Source organism: Embleya sp. NPDC055664, from assembly GCF_053618075.1.
In genome coordinates, this window is the sequence record NZ_JBSHGZ010000040.1 from 71,322 (window position 1) to 89,573 (window position 18,252).

At 71.0% G+C, this 18,252-nt stretch carries 16 protein-coding genes; 10 read left to right on the forward strand and 6 right to left on the reverse strand.

All coding sequences use genetic code 11. The features are described 5' to 3' along the window. Positions 1–89: 89 nt before the first annotated feature. Entirely contained in the window at positions 90–401 is a 312-nt protein-coding gene (locus ACWGR4_RS40400; RefSeq protein ID WP_078982114.1) for a hypothetical protein, read from the reverse strand. Positions 402–815: 414 nt separating this feature from the next. Between ACWGR4_RS40400 and ACWGR4_RS40405 the strand changes: the two genes are divergently transcribed. Genes ACWGR4_RS40405 through ACWGR4_RS40440 form a run of 8 tightly spaced genes read left to right on the forward strand, consistent with a single transcriptional unit; the run spans position 816 to position 10,647 of the window. Continuing rightward, complete coding sequence (locus ACWGR4_RS40405; RefSeq protein WP_452129374.1) at positions 816–2,066, forward strand: GNAT family N-acetyltransferase; 1,251 nt, start codon at positions 816–818, stop codon at positions 2,064–2,066. Positions 2,067–2,110: 44 nt separating this feature from the next. Next, entirely contained in the window at positions 2,111–3,346 is a 1,236-nt protein-coding gene (locus tag ACWGR4_RS40410; RefSeq protein ID WP_380007649.1) for a DegT/DnrJ/EryC1/StrS family aminotransferase, read from the forward strand. Positions 3,347–3,365: 19 nt separating this feature from the next. Further along, entirely contained in the window at positions 3,366–4,340 is a 975-nt protein-coding gene (locus ACWGR4_RS40415) for a glycosyltransferase family 2 protein (RefSeq protein ID WP_380007646.1), read from the forward strand. Then, a complete protein-coding gene (locus ACWGR4_RS40420; protein WP_380007643.1) occupies positions 4,337–5,725 on the forward strand; it encodes an NAD(P)/FAD-dependent oxidoreductase in 1,389 nt (462 codons plus the stop codon). The genes ACWGR4_RS40415 and ACWGR4_RS40420 overlap by 4 nt, the downstream gene beginning before the upstream one ends. After that, a complete protein-coding gene (locus ACWGR4_RS40425) occupies positions 5,722–7,140 on the forward strand; it encodes an aspartate aminotransferase family protein (RefSeq protein WP_452129373.1) in 1,419 nt (472 codons plus the stop codon). The genes ACWGR4_RS40420 and ACWGR4_RS40425 overlap by 4 nt, the downstream gene beginning before the upstream one ends. After that, on the forward strand, positions 7,137–7,589 hold the full coding sequence (locus ACWGR4_RS40430) for a hypothetical protein (protein WP_452129372.1): 453 nt from the start codon (positions 7,137–7,139) through the stop codon (positions 7,587–7,589). Before ACWGR4_RS40425 ends, ACWGR4_RS40430 begins: the two co-directional genes overlap by 4 nt. Continuing rightward, positions 7,568–9,040: a GMC family oxidoreductase N-terminal domain-containing protein gene (locus ACWGR4_RS40435; RefSeq protein WP_452129371.1), complete on the forward strand. Its 1,473-nt coding sequence runs from the start codon at positions 7,568–7,570 to the stop codon at positions 9,038–9,040. The genes ACWGR4_RS40430 and ACWGR4_RS40435 overlap by 22 nt, the downstream gene beginning before the upstream one ends. A gap of 56 nt (positions 9,041–9,096) precedes the next feature. Further along, the gene (locus ACWGR4_RS40440) at positions 9,097–10,647 is read left to right on the forward strand and encodes a GMC oxidoreductase (protein ID WP_452129370.1); all 1,551 of its coding nucleotides are present in this window, start codon (positions 9,097–9,099) and stop codon (positions 10,645–10,647) included. A 10-nt stretch (positions 10,648–10,657) separates the two neighbouring features. Here ACWGR4_RS40440 and ACWGR4_RS40445 read toward each other — a convergent pair whose 3' ends face one another. The 3 genes from ACWGR4_RS40445 to ACWGR4_RS40455 all read right to left on the reverse strand — a co-directional run bounded on the left by ACWGR4_RS40445 (position 10,658) and on the right by ACWGR4_RS40455 (position 13,036). Continuing rightward, on the reverse strand, positions 10,658–11,617 hold the full coding sequence (locus ACWGR4_RS40445; protein WP_452129369.1) for an ROK family protein: 960 nt from the start codon (positions 11,615–11,617) through the stop codon (positions 10,658–10,660). A 109-nt stretch (positions 11,618–11,726) separates the two neighbouring features. Next, positions 11,727–12,257: a pyridoxamine 5'-phosphate oxidase family protein gene (locus tag ACWGR4_RS40450; RefSeq protein WP_452134311.1), complete on the reverse strand. Its 531-nt coding sequence runs from the start codon at positions 12,255–12,257 to the stop codon at positions 11,727–11,729. 611 nt (positions 12,258–12,868) lie between these two features. Next, a complete protein-coding gene (locus ACWGR4_RS40455; protein WP_452129367.1) occupies positions 12,869–13,036 on the reverse strand; it encodes a hypothetical protein in 168 nt (55 codons plus the stop codon). A gap of 282 nt (positions 13,037–13,318) precedes the next feature. Between ACWGR4_RS40455 and ACWGR4_RS40460 the strand changes: the two genes are divergently transcribed. Both ACWGR4_RS40460 and ACWGR4_RS40465 read left to right on the forward strand, forming a co-directional pair. Beyond that, on the forward strand, positions 13,319–13,939 hold the full coding sequence (locus ACWGR4_RS40460; RefSeq protein WP_380007620.1) for an L-threonylcarbamoyladenylate synthase: 621 nt from the start codon (positions 13,319–13,321) through the stop codon (positions 13,937–13,939). A 179-nt stretch (positions 13,940–14,118) separates the two neighbouring features. Then, complete coding sequence (locus ACWGR4_RS40465; protein ID WP_380008060.1) at positions 14,119–16,431, forward strand: HelD family protein; 2,313 nt, start codon at positions 14,119–14,121, stop codon at positions 16,429–16,431. Between the two features lie 68 nt (positions 16,432–16,499). Here ACWGR4_RS40465 and ACWGR4_RS40470 read toward each other — a convergent pair whose 3' ends face one another. Beyond that, positions 16,500–17,828 (reverse strand): FUSC family protein, encoded by a 1,329-nt coding sequence (locus tag ACWGR4_RS40470; RefSeq protein ID WP_380007617.1) that lies wholly within the window; start codon positions 17,826–17,828, stop codon positions 16,500–16,502. Between the two features lie 133 nt (positions 17,829–17,961). Next, positions 17,962–18,225, reverse strand: a complete 264-nt coding sequence (locus ACWGR4_RS40475; protein ID WP_380007614.1) for a hypothetical protein — start codon at positions 18,223–18,225, stop codon at positions 17,962–17,964. Positions 18,226–18,252: the final 27 nt, after the last annotated feature.

Genomic DNA, 18,252 nt, shown 5'->3' on the forward strand with positions numbered 1-18,252 from the left:
AAGCGGCGGCCGCGACGCCGAAAAAGATGGGAAAGCCCTCGCCGATGGGTCGCCGAGGGCTTTCCCGTCAGTAATTTCGAAACGCCGGATCAGACCTCGGTCGCCACCCAGCTGATATACCAGCCGTGGCTCACCGCGTATTCCACCGGCAGCGGCCGACCGTCCTGCCAGCGCACGTAGATGCGGAAGCCCTTGGCGGTCGGCGTGTAAATGGTGTTTCCACCGGTGGTGGTCCACATGGAGTCGCGCCCGCACAGATTCGCCGTGTACACCGGGGTTTCCGAGAAGTTGCCCGCGCTGGTGTCCACGTCGATGTAGATCCCGGTGCCGTTGTCCTCCTCCACGTGCTGCTGCCAGTCGTCGATGGCGGTGTTGCCGGCGATAAACCTCGGATTGCTCATGTGATCTCCTCGGTCGCAGCGAAGACGCGTATCCGCACGTCGGCGTCGCGTTCGAGTGTTAGCGATCGGTTCCGTAGATCACAAGGCACCCCGGCAATCTTCATGGAATTCGGCAGAATGATCTGTTCCGATTTCGGAGCACCGGAACGGAAGGATCAATTCCCGCTCGATCGATCGGTAGCGAACCCCGCACGGTCGCTTCCCGAACGAATCCTCGACAAGCCTTGACAGTCGCAGGCCCGACGTGAAGCATGATTGTTGGCCGATGGCCTGTAAAGATCAGCCGGCGGTCGATAAAGATCACTCGGTGGTCGGTCGGCCGTGGGCCGCCGCAATTCGGCAATTCTCCCGTTCGGGTCGTCGTTGAGACGTGCACCCCGAACTCTTTCGCATGCCTGCGAGGTGCCTTTGCCTGTGGATCAGAGCCGATCACGTGTCGACGGGTACGATTTCCGTGCGCCGGATTCATGGGACCAATTCGCCGATGTCGTCGCCCTCGCCTACGGCGGATACGAGGCGGTTCCGGAATATCGAAAAATCATCGGCGACATATTCGAGCCGAAGCGCTCGCTGCTCGCGCACCGCGCCGGCGAGACCTGCGCCACGCTCGCCCTGTACTCGCTGGACATGAGCGTCCCGGGCGGTCGGCAGCCGATCGCGGGCATCGGCTACGTCACCGTGGACCCCACGCACCGCCGGCGCGGCCTGATGCGCGGCCTGATCCGGCGCACCCTGGCCGGCCTGCACGACCGCGGTGAGGAGGCGGTCGCCGCGCTGCACACCACCGAGCCGGCCATCTACGGACGCTTCGGATTCGGCTCCGCCACCCGCGCCGTCCGGATCCAAATACCCCGCTCCTCAAGCGAGTTGACCGCCCCGCCCGCCGACCCGCCGTTGTCCGTGCGCGTCCTGGACCCGGCTCGATGCGGCGCGGACATCACCCGAATCTACGAGCACGCCATCGATCGGCGGCCGGGCATGCCCCGGCGCGACGGCACCTGGATGCGCCGGGCGGTGCTCGACCTGCCGGAGCGGCGCGGCGGCGCGGGACGGCTGTTGTGCATGCTGGCCGGGGCCGACGACGGCGAGCCGGCGAGGGGATACGCCCTCTACTCGCTGACCGCCCGATGGGAGAACTCCTACCCGCGCTACGAGGTGCACGTCCGCGAGTTGTTCGCGAACGACCCGGCCGCGTACGCGAGTCTGTGGCGGGCCCTGCTCGACATCGACCTCGGCGGCACGGTGATCGCCGACCGCCCGGTCGACGACGCGATCCTGGCCCTGCTCGACGACCCGCGCAGCGCCGCGCCCGTCGCGCGCGATCAGCTCTACACCCGCCCGGTGGACGTCGAACGTGCCCTCGCCGGACGCGGATACGGCGCCGAGGTCGATCTGGTGCTGGACGTCGCCGACCCGATCTGCCCGTGGAACGAGGGCCGTTGGCGACTGCGCACCGGCACGCACGAGGCCGAGTGCGCGCGTACCTCGGCCCCGGCCGATCTGGCCCTGACCGTACGCGAGTTGGGTGCCGTGTACCTCGGCGGCACCTCGTTGACGCAACTGGCCGCGGCCGGGCGGGTGGTCGAACACCGGTCGGGCGCGCTCCGGGCCGCGACCCGGGCGTTCCACCACGACCCGGCGCCGTATTGCCCGACGGTGTTCTGAGTCCCACCGCACCGGCCACGAACACGACGTGAGGAGGCGGTCGCATGCCCGGTCCCGGGTACGCGTCCTTCGGTGACGAGGAACGACGCAACATCGCGGAGGTCCTCGACGCCTGGCAGAACACGGTCGGGGTGCACTCCCAACCCGTGGCACAGGACTCGCAGTGCCGCCGGCTCGAACGGGAGGCGGCGAGCCGGCTCGCGTCCCCGCACTGCCTGACGGTCAACAGCGGCACCTCGGCGCTGCTGACCGCCTTCGCCGCGCTCGGCATCGGACCCGGGGACGAGGTGATCGTCCCCGGATACATGTACGTCGCCTGCCTGTCCGCCGTGGCCTACAGCGGCGCGACGCCCGTGCTCGCCGAGATCGACGAATCGCTCACCCTCGATCCGGCGGACGTGCTCGCCAGGATCACCCCGCGCACCCGCGCGATCATGCCCGTGCACATGCTGGGCGCCTCCTGCGACATGGACGCCCTGACCCGCATCGCCCGTGAGCACGACCTGCTCCTGATCGAGGACGCGGCACAGGCGTGCGGCGGCACCTACCGAGGCCGCCCGCTCGGCGGCATCGGCGAGGCCGGGGCCTTCTCGCTCAACGTCTTCAAGGTCGTCACCGGCGGCGACGGCGGTCTCCTGCTGACTCGCGACGCCGCCACGTTCCAGCGGGCCTACTCCTTCCACCACCACGGCTGGTTCCCCTACGCGCGCGAAACCGGCCCCGGCGACGTGCTGTTGGGTCTCAACCTGCGGATGGGCGAGTTCGGCGCGGCAGTGGCGCGCGCGCAACTGGCACGCCTGGACGACGTCCTGGCCCGCACACGCGCGCTCAAACGCGACCTCACCGACGCGATCGGCACCCGCGACGGCGTCGCCGAACGGGTCCTGCACGACGCCGCAGGCGACTGCGCCACCGTCGCGGTCTACGTCTTCGACGACCGCGAGGCCGCCGATGAGGTCGCCTCCGGCCTCGGCTCCAAGACCCTGCTGCACTCGCCCAAACACCACTACGGGGGCCTGCCGGAACTGCGGGCCCTGGCCGATCCCGACCACCCGTCCTGCCCCTTCCGCCCGGTGGAACCCCCGGCCCGCGGACACACCTACCGCCCCGGCGCGCTGCCCCGTACCGACGACGTCCTGAGCAGGTCCGTGGCCCTGACGGTGGGGTTGACCGACACCTACCTGGGAGCCGACTTCGGAGTCGACGTCTTCAGCCGCCCGCACGACGTCGCAGCCGCCGCCGAGAAGTTCCGGGCGACGCGCGACGCCGTCCTGGGCTGAACCGGAAGGAGTCCGCACCGTGTCGCAGCGAAAGGCGGACGGACCCGCGCCGCACACGCCGCTGATCAGTGTGGTGGTGCCGTGCTACAACGAGGGAGAGGTGGTCGCCGAGGCACATCGCCGCATCTCCACCGTCATGCGGGCACTCGACGGATACGACCACGAGATCGTCTTCGTCGACGACGGCAGCCGGGACCACACCTGGGACGTCCTGACCTCCCTGGCCCGCGCCGACAACCACGTGCAACTCGTACAACTGACCCGCAACTTCGGCCACCAGCCCGGCATGATGGCCGGACTGCGCGAGGCCCGCGGCGACGCCGTGGTCACCCTCGACGCCGACCTCCAGGACCCGCCCGAACTGATCCCGGCCATGGTCGAACGCTGGGGTGAGGGCTGGCCCGTCGTCTCCGGTCGCCGCGTCGCGCGGCACGGCGACACCCGGTTCAAGGTCGCCACCGCCTACGTTTACTACCGCCTGCTCAAGTCCCTCGCCGACCATCCCGTCGCCCTGGACACCGGCGACTTCCGGCTGCTCGACCGCTCGGTCGTGCAGACCCTGACCGAACTGTCCGGCGACCCGGGCTTCCTGCGCGGCCTCGTCGGCTGGGCGGGCTTCGCCGAGACCAGCATCGAATACGGGCGGGCCCCGCGCTCGGCCGGCCGATCCAAGTACACGCTGCGCAAGATGGCGAGCCTGTCCCACCGGGGCGTGATGACCTGCACGGCCACGCCCGCCCGGCTCCCGACCGCCGTCGGCGTCGCCTGGCTCGGCGGCGTCGCGCTCACCTCCGCGGTGCGCCGGCGGCCGATGCCGGTCGCCGCGTGGACCTTCGGCGGCGAAGCGCTGCTCCTGGGCGTGCTGGGCGAATACCTGCGCCTGGTCCACCACGAGACGCGCGGCCGCCCGTCCTACGTGGTCGCCCGGCGCGACCGGCAACACGCGGTCACCCCGGTGACCGCGCTCGCCGAACCCGAGGAGCAGGCGTCGTGAGCCGCGACGACACCCGGTTCGACGTGGTGGTCGTCGGCGCCGGATTCACCGGCCTCGCCGCCGCGCACGAACTGGGACTCGCGGGCCTGAAAACCCTGATCGTCGAGGCGGACGACCGCATCGGTGGCCTGGCCGGCACCTTCGACGTCGGCGACGGACAACTCGAACGTTTCTACCACCACTGGTTCGAGTCCGATCACGACATGTTCCGGCTGTGCGCCGAACTCGGCCGCGGCCACCTGGTGGAGCGCCGGCCGGCCCGCACCGGCTTCTACCACGCCAACACCATCCACCGCCTGTCCAGCCCGCTCGACGTGCTGCGCTTCGCCCCGCTGCCGCCCGCCGACCGGGTGCGCCTGGGACTGATGGTGATGCGCGCCGCGCGGGTACGCCACTGGCGCCAACTCGAAGCACTCACCGCCGAGGAATGGCTCGTACGCATCGGCGGACGCCGGGTGTTCGACCTGGTGTGGCAACCACTCCTGGAAGGCAAGTTCGGCACCTACGCCCCCCAGGTCGGGGCCACATGGATGTGGACCAAACTGCACCTTCGCGGCGGCAGCCGCAGCAGATCCGGGCGCGAGATGCTGCACTACCTGCGCGGTGGTTGCGGCGCTCTGCTCGACGCCTGGCGGCCCCGACTGTGCGAACTGGGCATCAGACTACGGCTGCACAGCCCGGTCTCCGCCGTCCTGGTCGACCACGGCGGTGTCACCGGGGTCCGCGTCGGCGACGAAGTGGTCTCTGCCCGGCGGGTGTTGGTGACCACCGCGCCGAGCGTGCTCGCCGACATGCTGACCGGCCAGGACGACGAACACCTCGCCGTACCCGCGCTGCGCCGCCAGTTGGGCAGCATCCCCTACCTGGCCAACATCTGCCTGGTGTTGGAGAACACCCACGCGCTCTCCGACACCTACTGGCTCAACGTCACCGACCCCACGTTCCCCTACGTCGGCGTCATCGAGCACACCAACTTCGACGATCCGGGCCACTACGGCGGCCGACACATCGTCTACCTCTCCAAATACCTCCCCGAGGACTCGGCGCTGTACCGGATGAGCGACGAGGAGGTGTTCCGGTACAGCCTGCCCCACCTGCGCCGGATGTTCCCGCGCTTTCGCGACGAATGGGTGCGCGGCTACCACGTCTGGCGCGCGGATCACGCACAACCGGTGATCACCCGGAACTACTCGAGGATCGTGCCCGGCGTGGAATGCGCGGTACCCGGCCTGTACATGGCCGGCATGGCGCAGGTCTTCCCCGAGGACCGCGGCACCAACTACGCGGTGCGACACGGCAGAAACGCGGGCAGGCTCGTCGCCGATCGGGTGCGGGCCCACGAACGCACCGGTCTGGCCAGTCTACGAACGGGAGACGGGACGTGAGCGAACTGCTCGACGCCGAGGCCTGCGAGCGCCTGTCGATCGACGAGGTGCACGATCTCCACCGGCGCCACGTCAGCCGCAGCCAGGTCACCCTGATCGGTTCGTTCGGATTCGGCCGCGACCTCGTGGATCACGCGGAAGGTTGTTGGATCACCCTGCGCGACGGCCGCCGCGTCCTCGACTTCACCGGCGGGGTGGGTGTGCTCAACCACGGCCACAACCACCCGCGGATCCTGGCCGCACGCCGCCGCTTCGCCGAACGCAAGAGCATGGAGGTGCACAAGAACTACCTCTCCCCGTACGTCGCCGCGCTCGGCCACAACCTCGCGATGCTCCTGCCGGGCGACCTGAACATCGCCTACTTCCCCAACTCCGGGGCGGAGGCCGTGGAAGGCGCCCTGAAACTGGCGTACAAATACCATCGCGGCCGGCGGGGCACGGTGCTGCACACCGACATCGCATTCCATGGCAAACTCCTCGGCGCGGGCAGCCTCACCGCGTCGCCGGAGATCCACTTCCCCTTCCCGAGCCTGCCCGGCACCGACCGCTTCGCCTACGACGACGTGGACTCCTTCGCCCTCGCCCTGGACCGACACCGCACCGGCGACGGCGGCAGCGACGTGTACGCGGTGGTGCTCGAACCGTTCAGCGCCTCCGGACTGCGCGAGTGCTCCGAGGAGTTCCTGCGCGCAGTGCGCCGGATGTGCGACGAACTCGACATCGTGCTCGTCTTCGACGAGGTCTTCACCGGATGGGGACGCACCGGCTCGCTGTTCCACTTCATGCGCCACCGCGACCTGATCCCCGACGTGCTCGTCACCTCCAAGTCCTTCGGCGGCGGCAAGGCGTCCATCTCCGGCTACGTGGCCCGTGAACACGTCTTCCGCCGCGCCTACGACAACCTCGCCGACGCCACCCTGCACAGCACCACCTACCACGGCTTCGGCGAGGAGACCGTCACCGCCCTGGAAGCCGTCGCGATCGCGGTCGAGGACGACTACCCCGCCCGGGCCCGGCACATCGGCGAACGCCTCGGCAACGGACTGGCCAAACTCGCCGAGGTACACCACCGCCTCGTCGCCGCGAGCACCGGACGCGGCGCGCTGCACGGGGTGTTCCTCAACGCCGGCCCGGCCCGGCTCGACCGCATCACGCGGCTGCTCCCGGGGGCCTTCGCCCGGGACCCGCAACTGCGCGCGAAACTGGTCACCGGAGCGGTGATCTCGGCGCTCTACCACGACCACGACGTGCTCACCTACTACGGCTCCAACCACGGACTGCCGCTGATCGCCGCACCGCCGCTGATCGCCGAGGACGAGGAGATCGACCTCTTCCTCACCGCCTTGGACCGGGTCCTGGACAAGGGCATCACCCGGCTGGTCACCGCCTTCGTGAAGGACAGGGTGACCGCGTGAGCGGCGGGGACGCCGCCCCCGACCCGGCGGCGGGCCGGCGCGCACTCGCGCGGACCTCCCGGGCGTTGCGGGCGAGCGGCCTGGCGCGCGTGTGGGTGGTCCGATATCCGCCGCTGCGCGAGCCCGAGGCCGCCGCGCTCGCCGACGTGCACGTCGCGGGCAGCCTGGCCGCGCTGGCGCCGCCCCATCGGGCCGCGTTCGGCGTGCTGCTGCGCCTGGTGCCGTCCGTCTTTTGGCTCGTGACGGGGCGTCGGCTCGATCTCGCGTCCCCGGACGTGCTGTTGGTGGGTGCGGCGCGGCTGGAACGGCTGCCGGTGCTGGGCACCGTGATGCGGACCGCCGGCGCCCTCGCCTGCTACGGGGCGCTGGACGGTGTGCGGCCGGCGGTGCCGGCGCGGGCCGCGGGTACCGAACTTCCGGAGCGGGCATGGCCGAACGACCCGCGGTGATCGACTGCGACGCCCTCGTGATCGGCTCCGGCGCCGGTGGGGCCGTCGCCGCGCTCGAACTGGCGCGCGCGGGCCGGCGACCGATCGTGCTGGAGGAGGGGCCCGAGGTGTCCGTCGCGGACATCGCCGAAGCGTCGCCCGCCGAGAACATGCGGCGGCTGTACCGCAACGCGGGACTGTCCCCGATCCACGGGCGCCCGACGATCGCCTTCGGCGAGGGGCGCTGTGTCGGTGGCACGACCGTGGTCAACGGCGGCCTGCTGTGGCCCCCGCCCGCCGACCTGCTCGACCGCTGGGCGCTGCGCTCGGGCATCGACGGATATCGGGCCGAACACCTCGACGCACACCTGCGCGGGATCACCCGCCGGTTGTCGGTGATCACGCACACGCAACGCCCGCCGGCCAACCGGGACTCGCGGCTGCTCGCCGTCGGCGCGGACGCCCTCGGCTGGCGCCGACAGGATGCCCGCCGCGCGGTGCGCGGATGCCGACACAGCAACCGCTGCGCCACCGGTTGTCCGACCGGCGCGAAGCAGAGCATGGCGCTCACCTATCTCCCGCAGGCCCGGCGGAGGGGCGCGCACATCGACGCCGGCACCCGCGCGGTCCGCATCGGGCACGACGGGCGCACCGTCACGGCGGTATACGCGGTCGGCCCCGACGGACGGCGGACGACCTACCGGCCGAACGTCGTCTTCCTCGCCGCCGGCGCCCTGGGCACCCCCGCCCTGCTGCAACGCAGCGGCATCCATGCGCGCCGGGCCGGGCGGCACACCGCGATCCACGTCAACCTGCGGGTGAACGCGCGCTTCGCCGACCCCGTCGCGGCCCGGGACGGGACCATCTTCACCACCCAGCTCCACGAGTTCGCCGACCTGGGCATCCTGGTCATGCCCGCCAACCTCACCCCCGGCACCCTGGCCGCGAGCCTCGCCGGGCATCCGCCGTATGTGCCGGCCCGGCTGCTCGCGGACATCGACCACGTCGGGACGTACACGGTGCAGGTCCGGGTGTCCGGCGGCGTCCGCGTCACCGCGTTGCCCGGCGGGGGCGTGCTTCTGCGGCATCATCTGCGGGCGAGCGACCGGGAGTTGTTGCGGTACGGACTGCGGCAGGCGGCGCGGGTGCTGTTCGCGGCGGGCGCGGTCGAGCTGTACGCACCCGAGCGGCGCGTGTTGCGCTCCGACGCGGAGGCGGAGGCGTTCGTCCCGCGAGCCGACCCGCGACGCTGGGACCTGGTCTCGGTGCACGCCATGGCGTCGTGCCCGATGGGCCTGCCCGAACGCGGCGGCATGTGCGACGGATACGGCCGACCGTACGGCCTGCGCGGACTGCACCTGTGCGACGCGTCGGTGCTGCCCGGCGCGACCGGGGTGAGCCCGCAGGGGACCATCATGGCGTTCGCCCACGAGATCACCGCCAGGTATCTGGCACTGCCCAGGCTGCCCTGACTGCCCCGACTACCCAGACTGCCCCGACGCGGAATCCGGGAAAGGAAAACACCCACGTGTCGAATACCCCTCCCGCACAGCTGCCCGGCCTGCCGGCACCGCGTTCCGACGAGATTCGGTGCGATATCGCGATCATCGGCTCCGGCATGGGAGGCGCAACACTCGCCTACGCGCTGCGTGATCTCGGAGCCCGGATCACGGTGATCGAGCGGGGGGATTTCCTGCCGCGCGAATACGAGAACTGGTCGCCGAAAGCCGTTTTCACGCAAGGCCGCTATCGCAACAGCGAAAGCTGGTACGACGGCACGAGCCGGCCCTTCCGACCGGGCGTGCACTACTACGTGGGCGGAAACACCAAGGTATATGGGGCCACACTGCCGCGATTTCGGGAAACGGACTTCGGCGCGGTCGACCTGCACGAGGGCGTCTCCCCGGCCTGGCCGATCGACTATCGCGACATCGAGCCGCACTACGCCCGCGCGGAGCGGGTCTACCGGGTGCACGGCACCCCGGGGCAGGACCCCACCGAGCCGTGGCGGTCGGGCGACTTCCCGTTTCCCGCGGTGGCCCACGAACCCGCCATCGCAGAACTGGCCGACTCCCTGCGCGGCCAGGGACTGACGCCGTTCGACATGCCGATCGGGGTGGATCTGCGTACCGGGGGAGGCTGTGTGCGCTGCGCCACCTGCGACGGGTTCCCGTGCCTGCTCGACGCCAAGAGCGACGCCGACGTGTGCGCGATGCGCCCTGCGCTGGCCGCCGGCAACGTCGAACTCCTGACCCGCACCACGGTGGTACGGCTGCGCACCGACCCGAGCGGCACCCGCGTGACCGAGGCCGTCGCCACCCGGGACGGCCGGGAACTGCGCGTCGTGGCCGAACGATTCGTGCTGGCAGCCGGGGCGGTCAACACCGCCGCGCTGCTCCTGCGGTCCGGGGCCGGGTCGGGGCGCGGTCTGGCCGACGGCTCGGGGCGGGTGGGCCGCAACTACATGGTGCACAACAGCACGTTCGTGGTCGCGGTCGACCCGCGCCGCCGCAACGACACGGTCTTCCAAAAGACCCTCGGCTGGAACGACTGGTATCGCGACGGGGGTCCGCACGGGCCGCTGGGCAATGTACAAACGCTCGGGAAGCTCCAGGCCCCGATGGCCCGCGTGCTCGGCGATCGGGTGCCGGCGCCGATCCTCGGCGCGCTGGCCGCGCACAGCGTCGACCTGTACCTCACCAGCGAGGACCTGCCCACGCCGAACAATCGCATCACCGTCGACGGGGCGGATCGGGTGGTCGTGCACTGGTCGCCGAACAACCTGGCGCCGCATCGGGAACTGGTGCGGCGCACCACGGACGCGATGCGGCGATCGGGATACCCGATGGTCTTCACCCGACGCATGGGTGTCGCGGTCAACTCCCACCAGTGCGGTACGGCGGTGATGGGCGAGGACCCGGCCACCAGCGTTGTCGACCCCTACGGCAAGGCGCACGACCTGGACAATCTGTGGGTGGCCGACAGCGCGGTGTTCCCGTCCTCGGCCGCGGTGAACCCGGGCCTGACCATCGCCGCGAATGCCTTCCGGATCGCCGCGGACGGTGAACTCGCCGGTTGAGGGCGGGTATTCAGGCGCCGGACGGGGGATCGCCGGCCAGGAGGTCCCAGGCCAGCAGGCCGGCGCCCAACGAGCCCGACTCGTCCTCGAAGCGCGCGCCGAGCAGTTGCGGCGGCACCTGGAAGGTCAATCGCCGTTCGAGTTCCGTGCGCAACGGGCGCAGCAGCAGGTCACCCGAGCGCCCGATCCCCCCGCCCAGCACGACGGCGGAGGGATCGAGCATCGTCACGGACGTCACCAAGGTGTCGGCCAGGCCGTCGATCATCTCGGACCACACCCGGATCGCGATCGCATCGCCCTCGGCCGCCAGGCGTGCGACGTCGACGGCATCGACGGCCGACCCGTCGCCGTGGTTCGCGAGTTCGTGATGGCGGCGCGCGATGGCGGGCCCGCCGACCACGGTGCTCACACATCCGCGCTGACCACATCCGCAGACGCGGCCGTTCGCCCGCAGGATCGTGTGGCCCATCTCGCCGGCCCGCCAGTGCGCGCCGACGAACGGCCGTCCGCCGATCATGATCGCCGCGCCCACGCCGGTACCGATCGGCACGAACAGGAAGACGTCGTGGCCGACGCCGGCGCCGAGGCGGGCCTCGGCGACACCGCCGGCGCGCACGTCGTGCCCGAGCGCCACCGGCAGGCCCAGCCGCTCGGCCACCCGGTCGCGCAGCGGCACGTCCCGCCACCGGAGGGCGGAGGAGAACACGGCCACCCCCGCCGCCTCGTCCACCACCCCGCAGGCGGCGACCCCGACGGCGCGCACCACGGCGCCGCGCCGGGTCGCCTCGGCCACCGAGGCGGCGGCGTGCTCGAGCACGTGGTCCACCACGGCGTCGGGGCCCAGTTCGCGCCCGCTGCGGTGCCGGCCGACGAATTCGTGGGTGCCGTCGCGGCCGATCAACGCCGACTTGAAGGCGGTGCCTCCGAGGTCGAGACCGAGCACGACGTTCTCACCGGCATACGTCCGCATGACCGTGACTCCTCACTCGGGGCGGCCCGTCCCGGCCCACCCGCGCGTCCCCGAGGGCGTCACGATACAAGGCGCCCGAGCCGCCCGGGCGCCCGATTCGTCCGGTTGCTCAGCCGGTGGTTTGCAGCTGCGCGGTGCTGAACGCAACGGTCACGCGGTGACTGACCAGGCCACCGTGCACGGGGTGGCCGTCCGGGTGCAGCAGGGAGTAGGCGTCGATGCGGGCGCGGTAGAGCCGATTGGGCGACGCCCCGCGGAAGTCGTCCGCCGGGCGCTCGCGCTTCACCCGCACCTCCGGGTCGGGGTAGCGCCGCGCGTAGTAGACGGCGCAGCCCTCGGCGACCTCGTCGTCGCTCAGCAGCCGGGCGGTTCCGCTGCCGAACAGGGCCTGGTCCGTCCCGGTCGTGCCGAGGTCGTAGGCCAGCACCGAAACGGCCGGATTCTCGTCGATGTTGCGCGAGTGCCGGGAGTCGGCGGCCGATATCCAATAGAAGTGGTCCTCGAAGTCCCAGGCGTGCGCCAATGGGGTCATCCACGATTCACCGCCCCGAGAGGCGGTCCCCAGGGTGAGATAGCGAACAGATCGCAGAACGTCTCCGGCGATGACTCGAAGATCCTCATCGGACAACGACACGTGCACCTCCGTCGGCTGGCTGATTCGGCGAAGAGAATCCCCGCCCGGCTCGCTGCATTTACCGTGTCACTCTAACAACGGGCGCGTATCACCATAAGCCTGCCGAGGTCGTGGAATCCGGAACGCTGCTGCTCCATTCCTGTGCATTGCGCAATCGATCAAGGAGCGGCGGTCGAATGGCCTGATTCCGAGCCGGCGTGTGAAACTCCCACAGGATGGGCGTGGCGTCGGCGACGATTTGTTGCGGTATGACTACTCTGGGTGTCCGGATGTCGCGGGTCGCGGCTTCCGTTGCAGCTCACGTCGCAGCCTTCGTCCTGTTCCCCGTAGCGGCTCGCGTTGCAGCTCGCGTTGCAGCTCGCGTTGCAACTCCCGTTGTATCTCCTGGTGATCGCCGCTGTCGGGGTCCGGGGCCCGGGGCCAGGTGCGTGCGCAGGTGGGCGAAGAAGACCTCGTGCTCGGCTTCGGGGAGCGCGTTGGCGTAGCCGAACGTGCCGATACGGTCGGCCGGTTCCGCGTGCGTGAGGGTCTCGTTCCGGTGAAAGTCGCGGCGCACCGCGGGCAGGTGGTGGCCCGCATCGCCTCGGAGGGCTCGACCGCGCCAGGCAGGTACACGATCACCGCGGGGCGGTACGCGGGCCGGGCCCGGTGGTGGCGGGCCCATTGGGGGCGGCGGCCGTCGCGGGTGGGGTGGCCGGGACGGGCGGCGGGGTGTTGTCGCCCGCCTTGGCCGTGGCGGCCAGCGTACGGACGGTGTTCGTACGGCGGGTCGTTACGAGGGACATGCGATTTTCTCCCGAGCAATTGGTGTCGAGGACGCGCACGTTGCCCACTGCCTCAGGCGTTGGGACGGGAGGCGGTGGCGCGCCGTGCAAGATCGACGTTAGTCCGGAAGACTCGACGAATTGGGTCCCGCCATGTCACCGGATTGCTACGCCTCGGATCGTGCGGCGGGCCCCACAAGTGACGCCGGACAAGCCCCCCGTCCCTCGACCTCCGACGGAACGGCCGCCGTCGGGTGGTGGGCTTTGGTCGGGGGCGGGTCCGGGTCGCCGTAAGGTCTGCGCATGGCGAAGTATTTCGATGTGCATCCCGAGAACCCCCAGCAACGCACCATCGGCAGTGTGGTCGACCTGATCCGCGGCGGGTCGCTCGTCGTGTATCCGACGGATTCGTGTTTCGCGCTGGGATGCCAATTGGGCAACCGTGAGGGCATCGCCCGGATTCGCGCGATCCGCGAGCTGGACGACCGGCACCACTTCACCCTGGTGTGCGAGAGCTTCGCCCAGCTGGGCCGGTTCGTACACCTGGACAACGACGTGTTCCGGGCGATCAAGGCGTCGACTCCCGGCCCCTACACCTTCATTCTCCGTGCGACGTCGGAGGTGCCGAAGCAGTTGCTGCATCCGAAGAAGAAGACGGTCGGCGTGCGGATTCCCGACCACGTCGTCACCCAGGCCCTGCTCGCCGAACTCGGTGAGCCGATCCTGTCCAGCACGCTGCTCCTGCCCGGCGAGGAGGAGCCGCTGACGCAGGGCTGGGAGATCAAGGAACGGCTCGACCACGTGGTGGACGCCGTGGTCGACTCGGGCGAATGCGGCACCCAGCCGACCACCGTCATCGACTTCTCCAGCGACGAGGCCGAGATCGTCCGCCGCGGGGCGGGCGACACCGCGCGCTTCGAGTAGCGGCGCACCGGCCGCCCCGACGGCGGACGAGGCGGCGCACGGAAAAGCCCCGGACGACTTGACGTCCGGGGCTTTTCGCGAGGTATATTTGGTGGTTCTGAATACCGATTCCGAATGGTATTCGGAAAGCTCAATGACGACATGATATCCGTCCGGGAGTCGAATTGTCAAACGCCGAATTGCGACACGAGCAGGAATTCGTCGATGTGCTGTATGCGCACCTCGCGGACCTGCGTGCCCGGACGGAGGTCGCCGTCAAGAGCGCGCTCGGGCGCGAGCACGACGGCACCCGGCAGGCACGCGTCGAGCGGGACATCGCGGTCTTCGAGCAGTCGGGCCTGTTGGCGGCGTTGGACGCCGGTGCGAACGGCCTGTGTTTCGGCCGATTGTTGTTCCGCGACGGCGCCGACCATCACATCGGGCGTATCGGTATCCGCCGCGACGACGCCGAGCACACGCCGTTGGTCATCGACTGGCGTGCCGATGTCGCCCGACCGTTCTATCTGGCCACCGGGCACACCCCGATGGGGCTGCGGCGCCGGCGGCACATCACCACGTCCGGGCGCCGGATCACCGGGCTGCACGACGAGATCCTGGACCTCACCGACGCCACCCGTACCGGCTTCGAGGGCTCGGACGCCGACGCCGTGCTGCTCGCGTCGCTCGACGCGGCCCGCACCGGGCGCATGCACGACATCGTGCAGACGATCCAGGCCGAGCAGGACCGGATCATCCGCGCGCCGCATGGCGGGGTGCTCGTGGTCGAGGGTGGCCCGGGCACCGGCAAGACCGTCGTCGCGCTGCACCGCGCGGCGTACCTGCTGTACGCGAACCGCGAGCAGTTGACCCGCCGCGTCGTGCTCGTGGTCGGCCCCAACCCCGCCTTCCTCGGCTACATCGAGGACGTGCTGCCCTCTCTCGGCGAGACGGGAGTGCAATTCGCCACCCCCGGCGAGCTGTTCCCGGGCGTGACCGCGACCGCCGTCGACACCCCGGAGGCCGCCGAGGTCAAGGGCCGGGCCGCGATGGCCGAGGTGCTGCGCCGCTTCGTGGCCGACCGGCAGACGGTGCCCGAGACGCCGTTGTTCATCGAGCACGACGACGGCGACCTGTACCTCGACGCGGCGATCGCCGAGGCCGCCCGGAGCAAGGCGCGGGCGACGCCGCTGCCGCACAACCTCGCCCGCCCGGCGTTCGCGTCGCGCGTGATCGACGGCCTGACCGAGCAGTTGGTGGACCGGCTCGGCGCCGACCCGTTCGGCGGACCGAACTTCCTCGGCTCGGGCGAGATCGCGCAGTTGTCGATGTCGGTCGCCGAGAGTCCGGCCGTACAGGCGGCCATCGACGAACTGTGGCCGCGCCTCACGCCGCAGGAACTGGTCGCGGACTACCTCGCCGAACCGGTCTACCTGTCCGACGAGGACGCGGCGGCGATCCGCCGGCCGATCGGGTACGACCCGGTCTTCGGGACCCGCGACGCCGTCGAATGGACCGTTGCCGACGTGCCGTTGCTCGACGAGGCCGCCGAACTCCTGGGCGAGGACGACTCGTTGGCGAAGGCCCTGGCGGCGGCCGAACGCCGGCGGCGGATCGCGTACGCGCAGGGTGTGCTCGACCTGTCGTACGGCTCGCGCACGCAGGAGTTCGAGGATCGCGACGACGAGGAGTCCGAGGTGCTGAGCGCCCACGACCTCGTGGACGCCGAACGACTCGCCGAACGCCAGGAGGAACTCGACCATCGCACCTCCGCCGAACGCGCGGCGGCGGACCGCACCTGGGCGTACGGCCACATCGTGGTCGACGAGGCCCAGGAACTGTCCGCGATGGCCTGGCGGTTGCTGATGCGACGCAGCCCCACCCGGTCGATGACGCTGGTGGGCGATCCCGCGCAGACCTCGGAGCCGGGCGGGTGCGGCTCGTGGGAGCGCATCCTGGTGCCGTTCGTCGAGGGCCGCTGGGAGCGAGTGCGGCTGGATGTGAACTACCGTACGCCGACCGAGATCATGGAGGTCGCGGCCGATGTCGTGCGGGCCGTCGACCCCGGATTCGAGCCGCCGGACTCGGTGCGCTCGACCGGCGTGAAGCCGTGGTCGCGGCACACCGCGGACCTGCCGGCCGCGGTGGCGTGGGCGGTCGCGCACGAAGGGGTCGCCCCGGAGGCGGGCCCGGGTGACGCGACCGGCGGCGCCGACGCGCGGGTTCCCGTCGACGGCCGCGTCGCCGTGATCGCGCCGCGCGAGCTGATCGATGCACTGGCGACGGCGATCCCGCACGCCGAGCGAGGCGTCGAGCCGGACCTGACCCGGCCGTTGGTGCTGCTCGACCCCAAACAGGCCAAGGGCCTGGAGTTCGACGCGGTGATCGTCGTGGAGCCGGCCGCGTTCGCCTTGGCGGACCTGTACGTGGCCCTGACACGGGCGACGCAACGCCTCGGCGTCGTGCACACCCGCGACCTGCCGCCCGGCCTCACCGGCCTCGCCCAGGCGGGGTGACGGGGGTGGGGCGCCGGCCACGGGCTCGACACGCGCGTGGCCGGCGCCCCACCCGGCACCCCCGGCCGTCAGGTCCGGCGACGCAGGGTGTGCCGCAGGGGCCGCGGCAGCCGGCGCGGGGCGCGGAGGAGGCGGTCGGTGGGCGCCACCACCCGCCGGATGCGCTCGCGCAGGACCGGACCGGGCCGGACGACCACGGCGCGCAACCGGCGCTCCTCGGCCAGTCGGCGCCGCCGCTCCTCGATGCGCTGCGCCAGGTCGCCCGGAGTGCCCGCCGGGCGGGTCTCGTCGACGAGCTTGTCGACGGCGGTCAGCAGCGTGCCGTACAGCTCCCAGCGATCCGGGTTCTCGATCGAGTCGGCGAGCAGGATCGCCTCGGTACGCGAGCGGTCCACCAGCGCCTCGGCCAGCCGTTCGCGCAGGGTGTTCTCGGCCCGGGCGGCCTCCTCCGGCAGGGCCCGCCCGTGCAGCACGACCAGATGGCCGTACGCCGCGAACAGCGCCGCGAGCGAGTGGAACAGGCTGCGCAGGGACTGCGCGGTGGCCAACGGGATCTCGGTGTACGCCGGCTCGCCGTGCTCACCCCGCGCGTAGAGCCCGCTCAGCGCCCGACACACCATGCGCAGCGCCACCGCGCTGATCTCGGCGGTGTCCAGGCCGCTGCGCAGCGCCAGCACCCGCACCGTGGCCCGTCTGCCGCGCGGGTTGAGCCGGGTGCCCTCCTCGGCCGTCGACAGCGTGGCGTCCACGCGCACGATGTCCCGGTCGATCCGGCGGGCCTCCTCCAGCCAGCCGTGCGCCCGGGCGTGGCTGACGTCCTCGCCGATCTCCCGGGCCATCGTGTCCAGCAGTTGCGTCAGGGCGTCGAACGCCGACATCACCGCCTCGTTCGCGGGCCGGACGTGTACCGGCGGCGCCAGGACGAGGGAGAACACCATGCCGACCGCGGCCCCGATCAGGGTCTCCGCGATCCGGTCCCACGCGGTGTCGGCGACCTGGCTGACGCCCAGCACGATCATCGCGCTGATCGCCACCTCGTTGATCGAATCGCCGAGCCGGATCAGGTGCCCCAGACCGAGCGAGGCCAACAGCAGCAGGGTCAGACTCCACCAGTTGAGCCCGACCGCCTCGCTGAACACCACCGCGATCAGCACCCCGGCCACCACGCTGGCCACTCGCTGTACACCCGTGGTGAACGTCGCGTACGAGGTGACCTGGACCACCAGGAGCGCGGTGAGCGGGGACAGGATCGGCTGCGGATCGGGGCCGGTCAACAGCAGCGCGGCGACGTACGAGGTCACCGCCGCCACGGTGGTCCGCAGCACCTGCGCGACCAGCGAGGTCTCGCTCTCCTTGACCCTGGACAGCGCCGCCGAGAGATCGACGTCGGACGGCATTCGGCTCCCTTCTCCACGTGCTCCACGCGGTCGGACGGTGAGCTTTCGATCCCCCACGTATGCCCTGTCCGCGACCGTCACACCTGTCCGCAGACCCCGAGCGACGGGCGGGTCGCCGGTTCGGTGGGGTGGGTCAGCGGGGGTCTCGGCCGAGGAGTCGGGTCGTGTGGTCGCCGCCGGCTACGACGACGAAGCGGTGGCCGAGGGCGGTCGGCTCGGTGTCGAGGTGCAGGACGCCCTCCACGCCCGCCTCCAGGACGGGTGGGCCGTCGATGACGGCGGTCCACCTGTGGGGGAGGGTGTCACCGTCGACCGGCCAGTCGTACAGGTCGAGCGTGACCTCGACGTCGTCGCGGTCGGGGAGCGTCACGTGGCCGTGCGCTTGGCGGATCTCCATCCTTCGAGTCTGCGTCGATCGACGGGA

Excerpts from the sequence above, each read along its gene's own strand:
- ACWGR4_RS40400 (WP_078982114.1), bottom strand. The coding sequence starts at position 401 with ATGAGCAATCCGAGGTTTATCGCCGGCAACACCGCCATCGACGACTGG.
- ACWGR4_RS40410 (WP_380007649.1), top strand. The coding sequence starts at position 2,111 with ATGCCCGGTCCCGGGTACGCGTCCTTCGGTGACGAGGAACGACGCAAC.
- ACWGR4_RS40435 (WP_452129371.1), top strand. The coding sequence starts at position 7,568 with ATGGCCGAACGACCCGCGGTGATCGACTGCGACGCCCTCGTGATCGGC.
- ACWGR4_RS40445 (WP_452129369.1), bottom strand. The coding sequence starts at position 11,617 with ATGCGGACGTATGCCGGTGAGAACGTCGTGCTCGGTCTCGACCTCGGA.
- ACWGR4_RS40455 (WP_452129367.1), bottom strand. The coding sequence starts at position 13,036 with ATGTCCCTCGTAACGACCCGCCGTACGAACACCGTCCGTACGCTGGCC.
- ACWGR4_RS40460 (WP_380007620.1), top strand. The coding sequence starts at position 13,319 with ATGGCGAAGTATTTCGATGTGCATCCCGAGAACCCCCAGCAACGCACC.
- ACWGR4_RS40470 (WP_380007617.1), bottom strand. The coding sequence starts at position 17,828 with ATGCCGTCCGACGTCGATCTCTCGGCGGCGCTGTCCAGGGTCAAGGAG.
- ACWGR4_RS40475 (WP_380007614.1), bottom strand. The coding sequence starts at position 18,225 with ATGGAGATCCGCCAAGCGCACGGCCACGTGACGCTCCCCGACCGCGAC.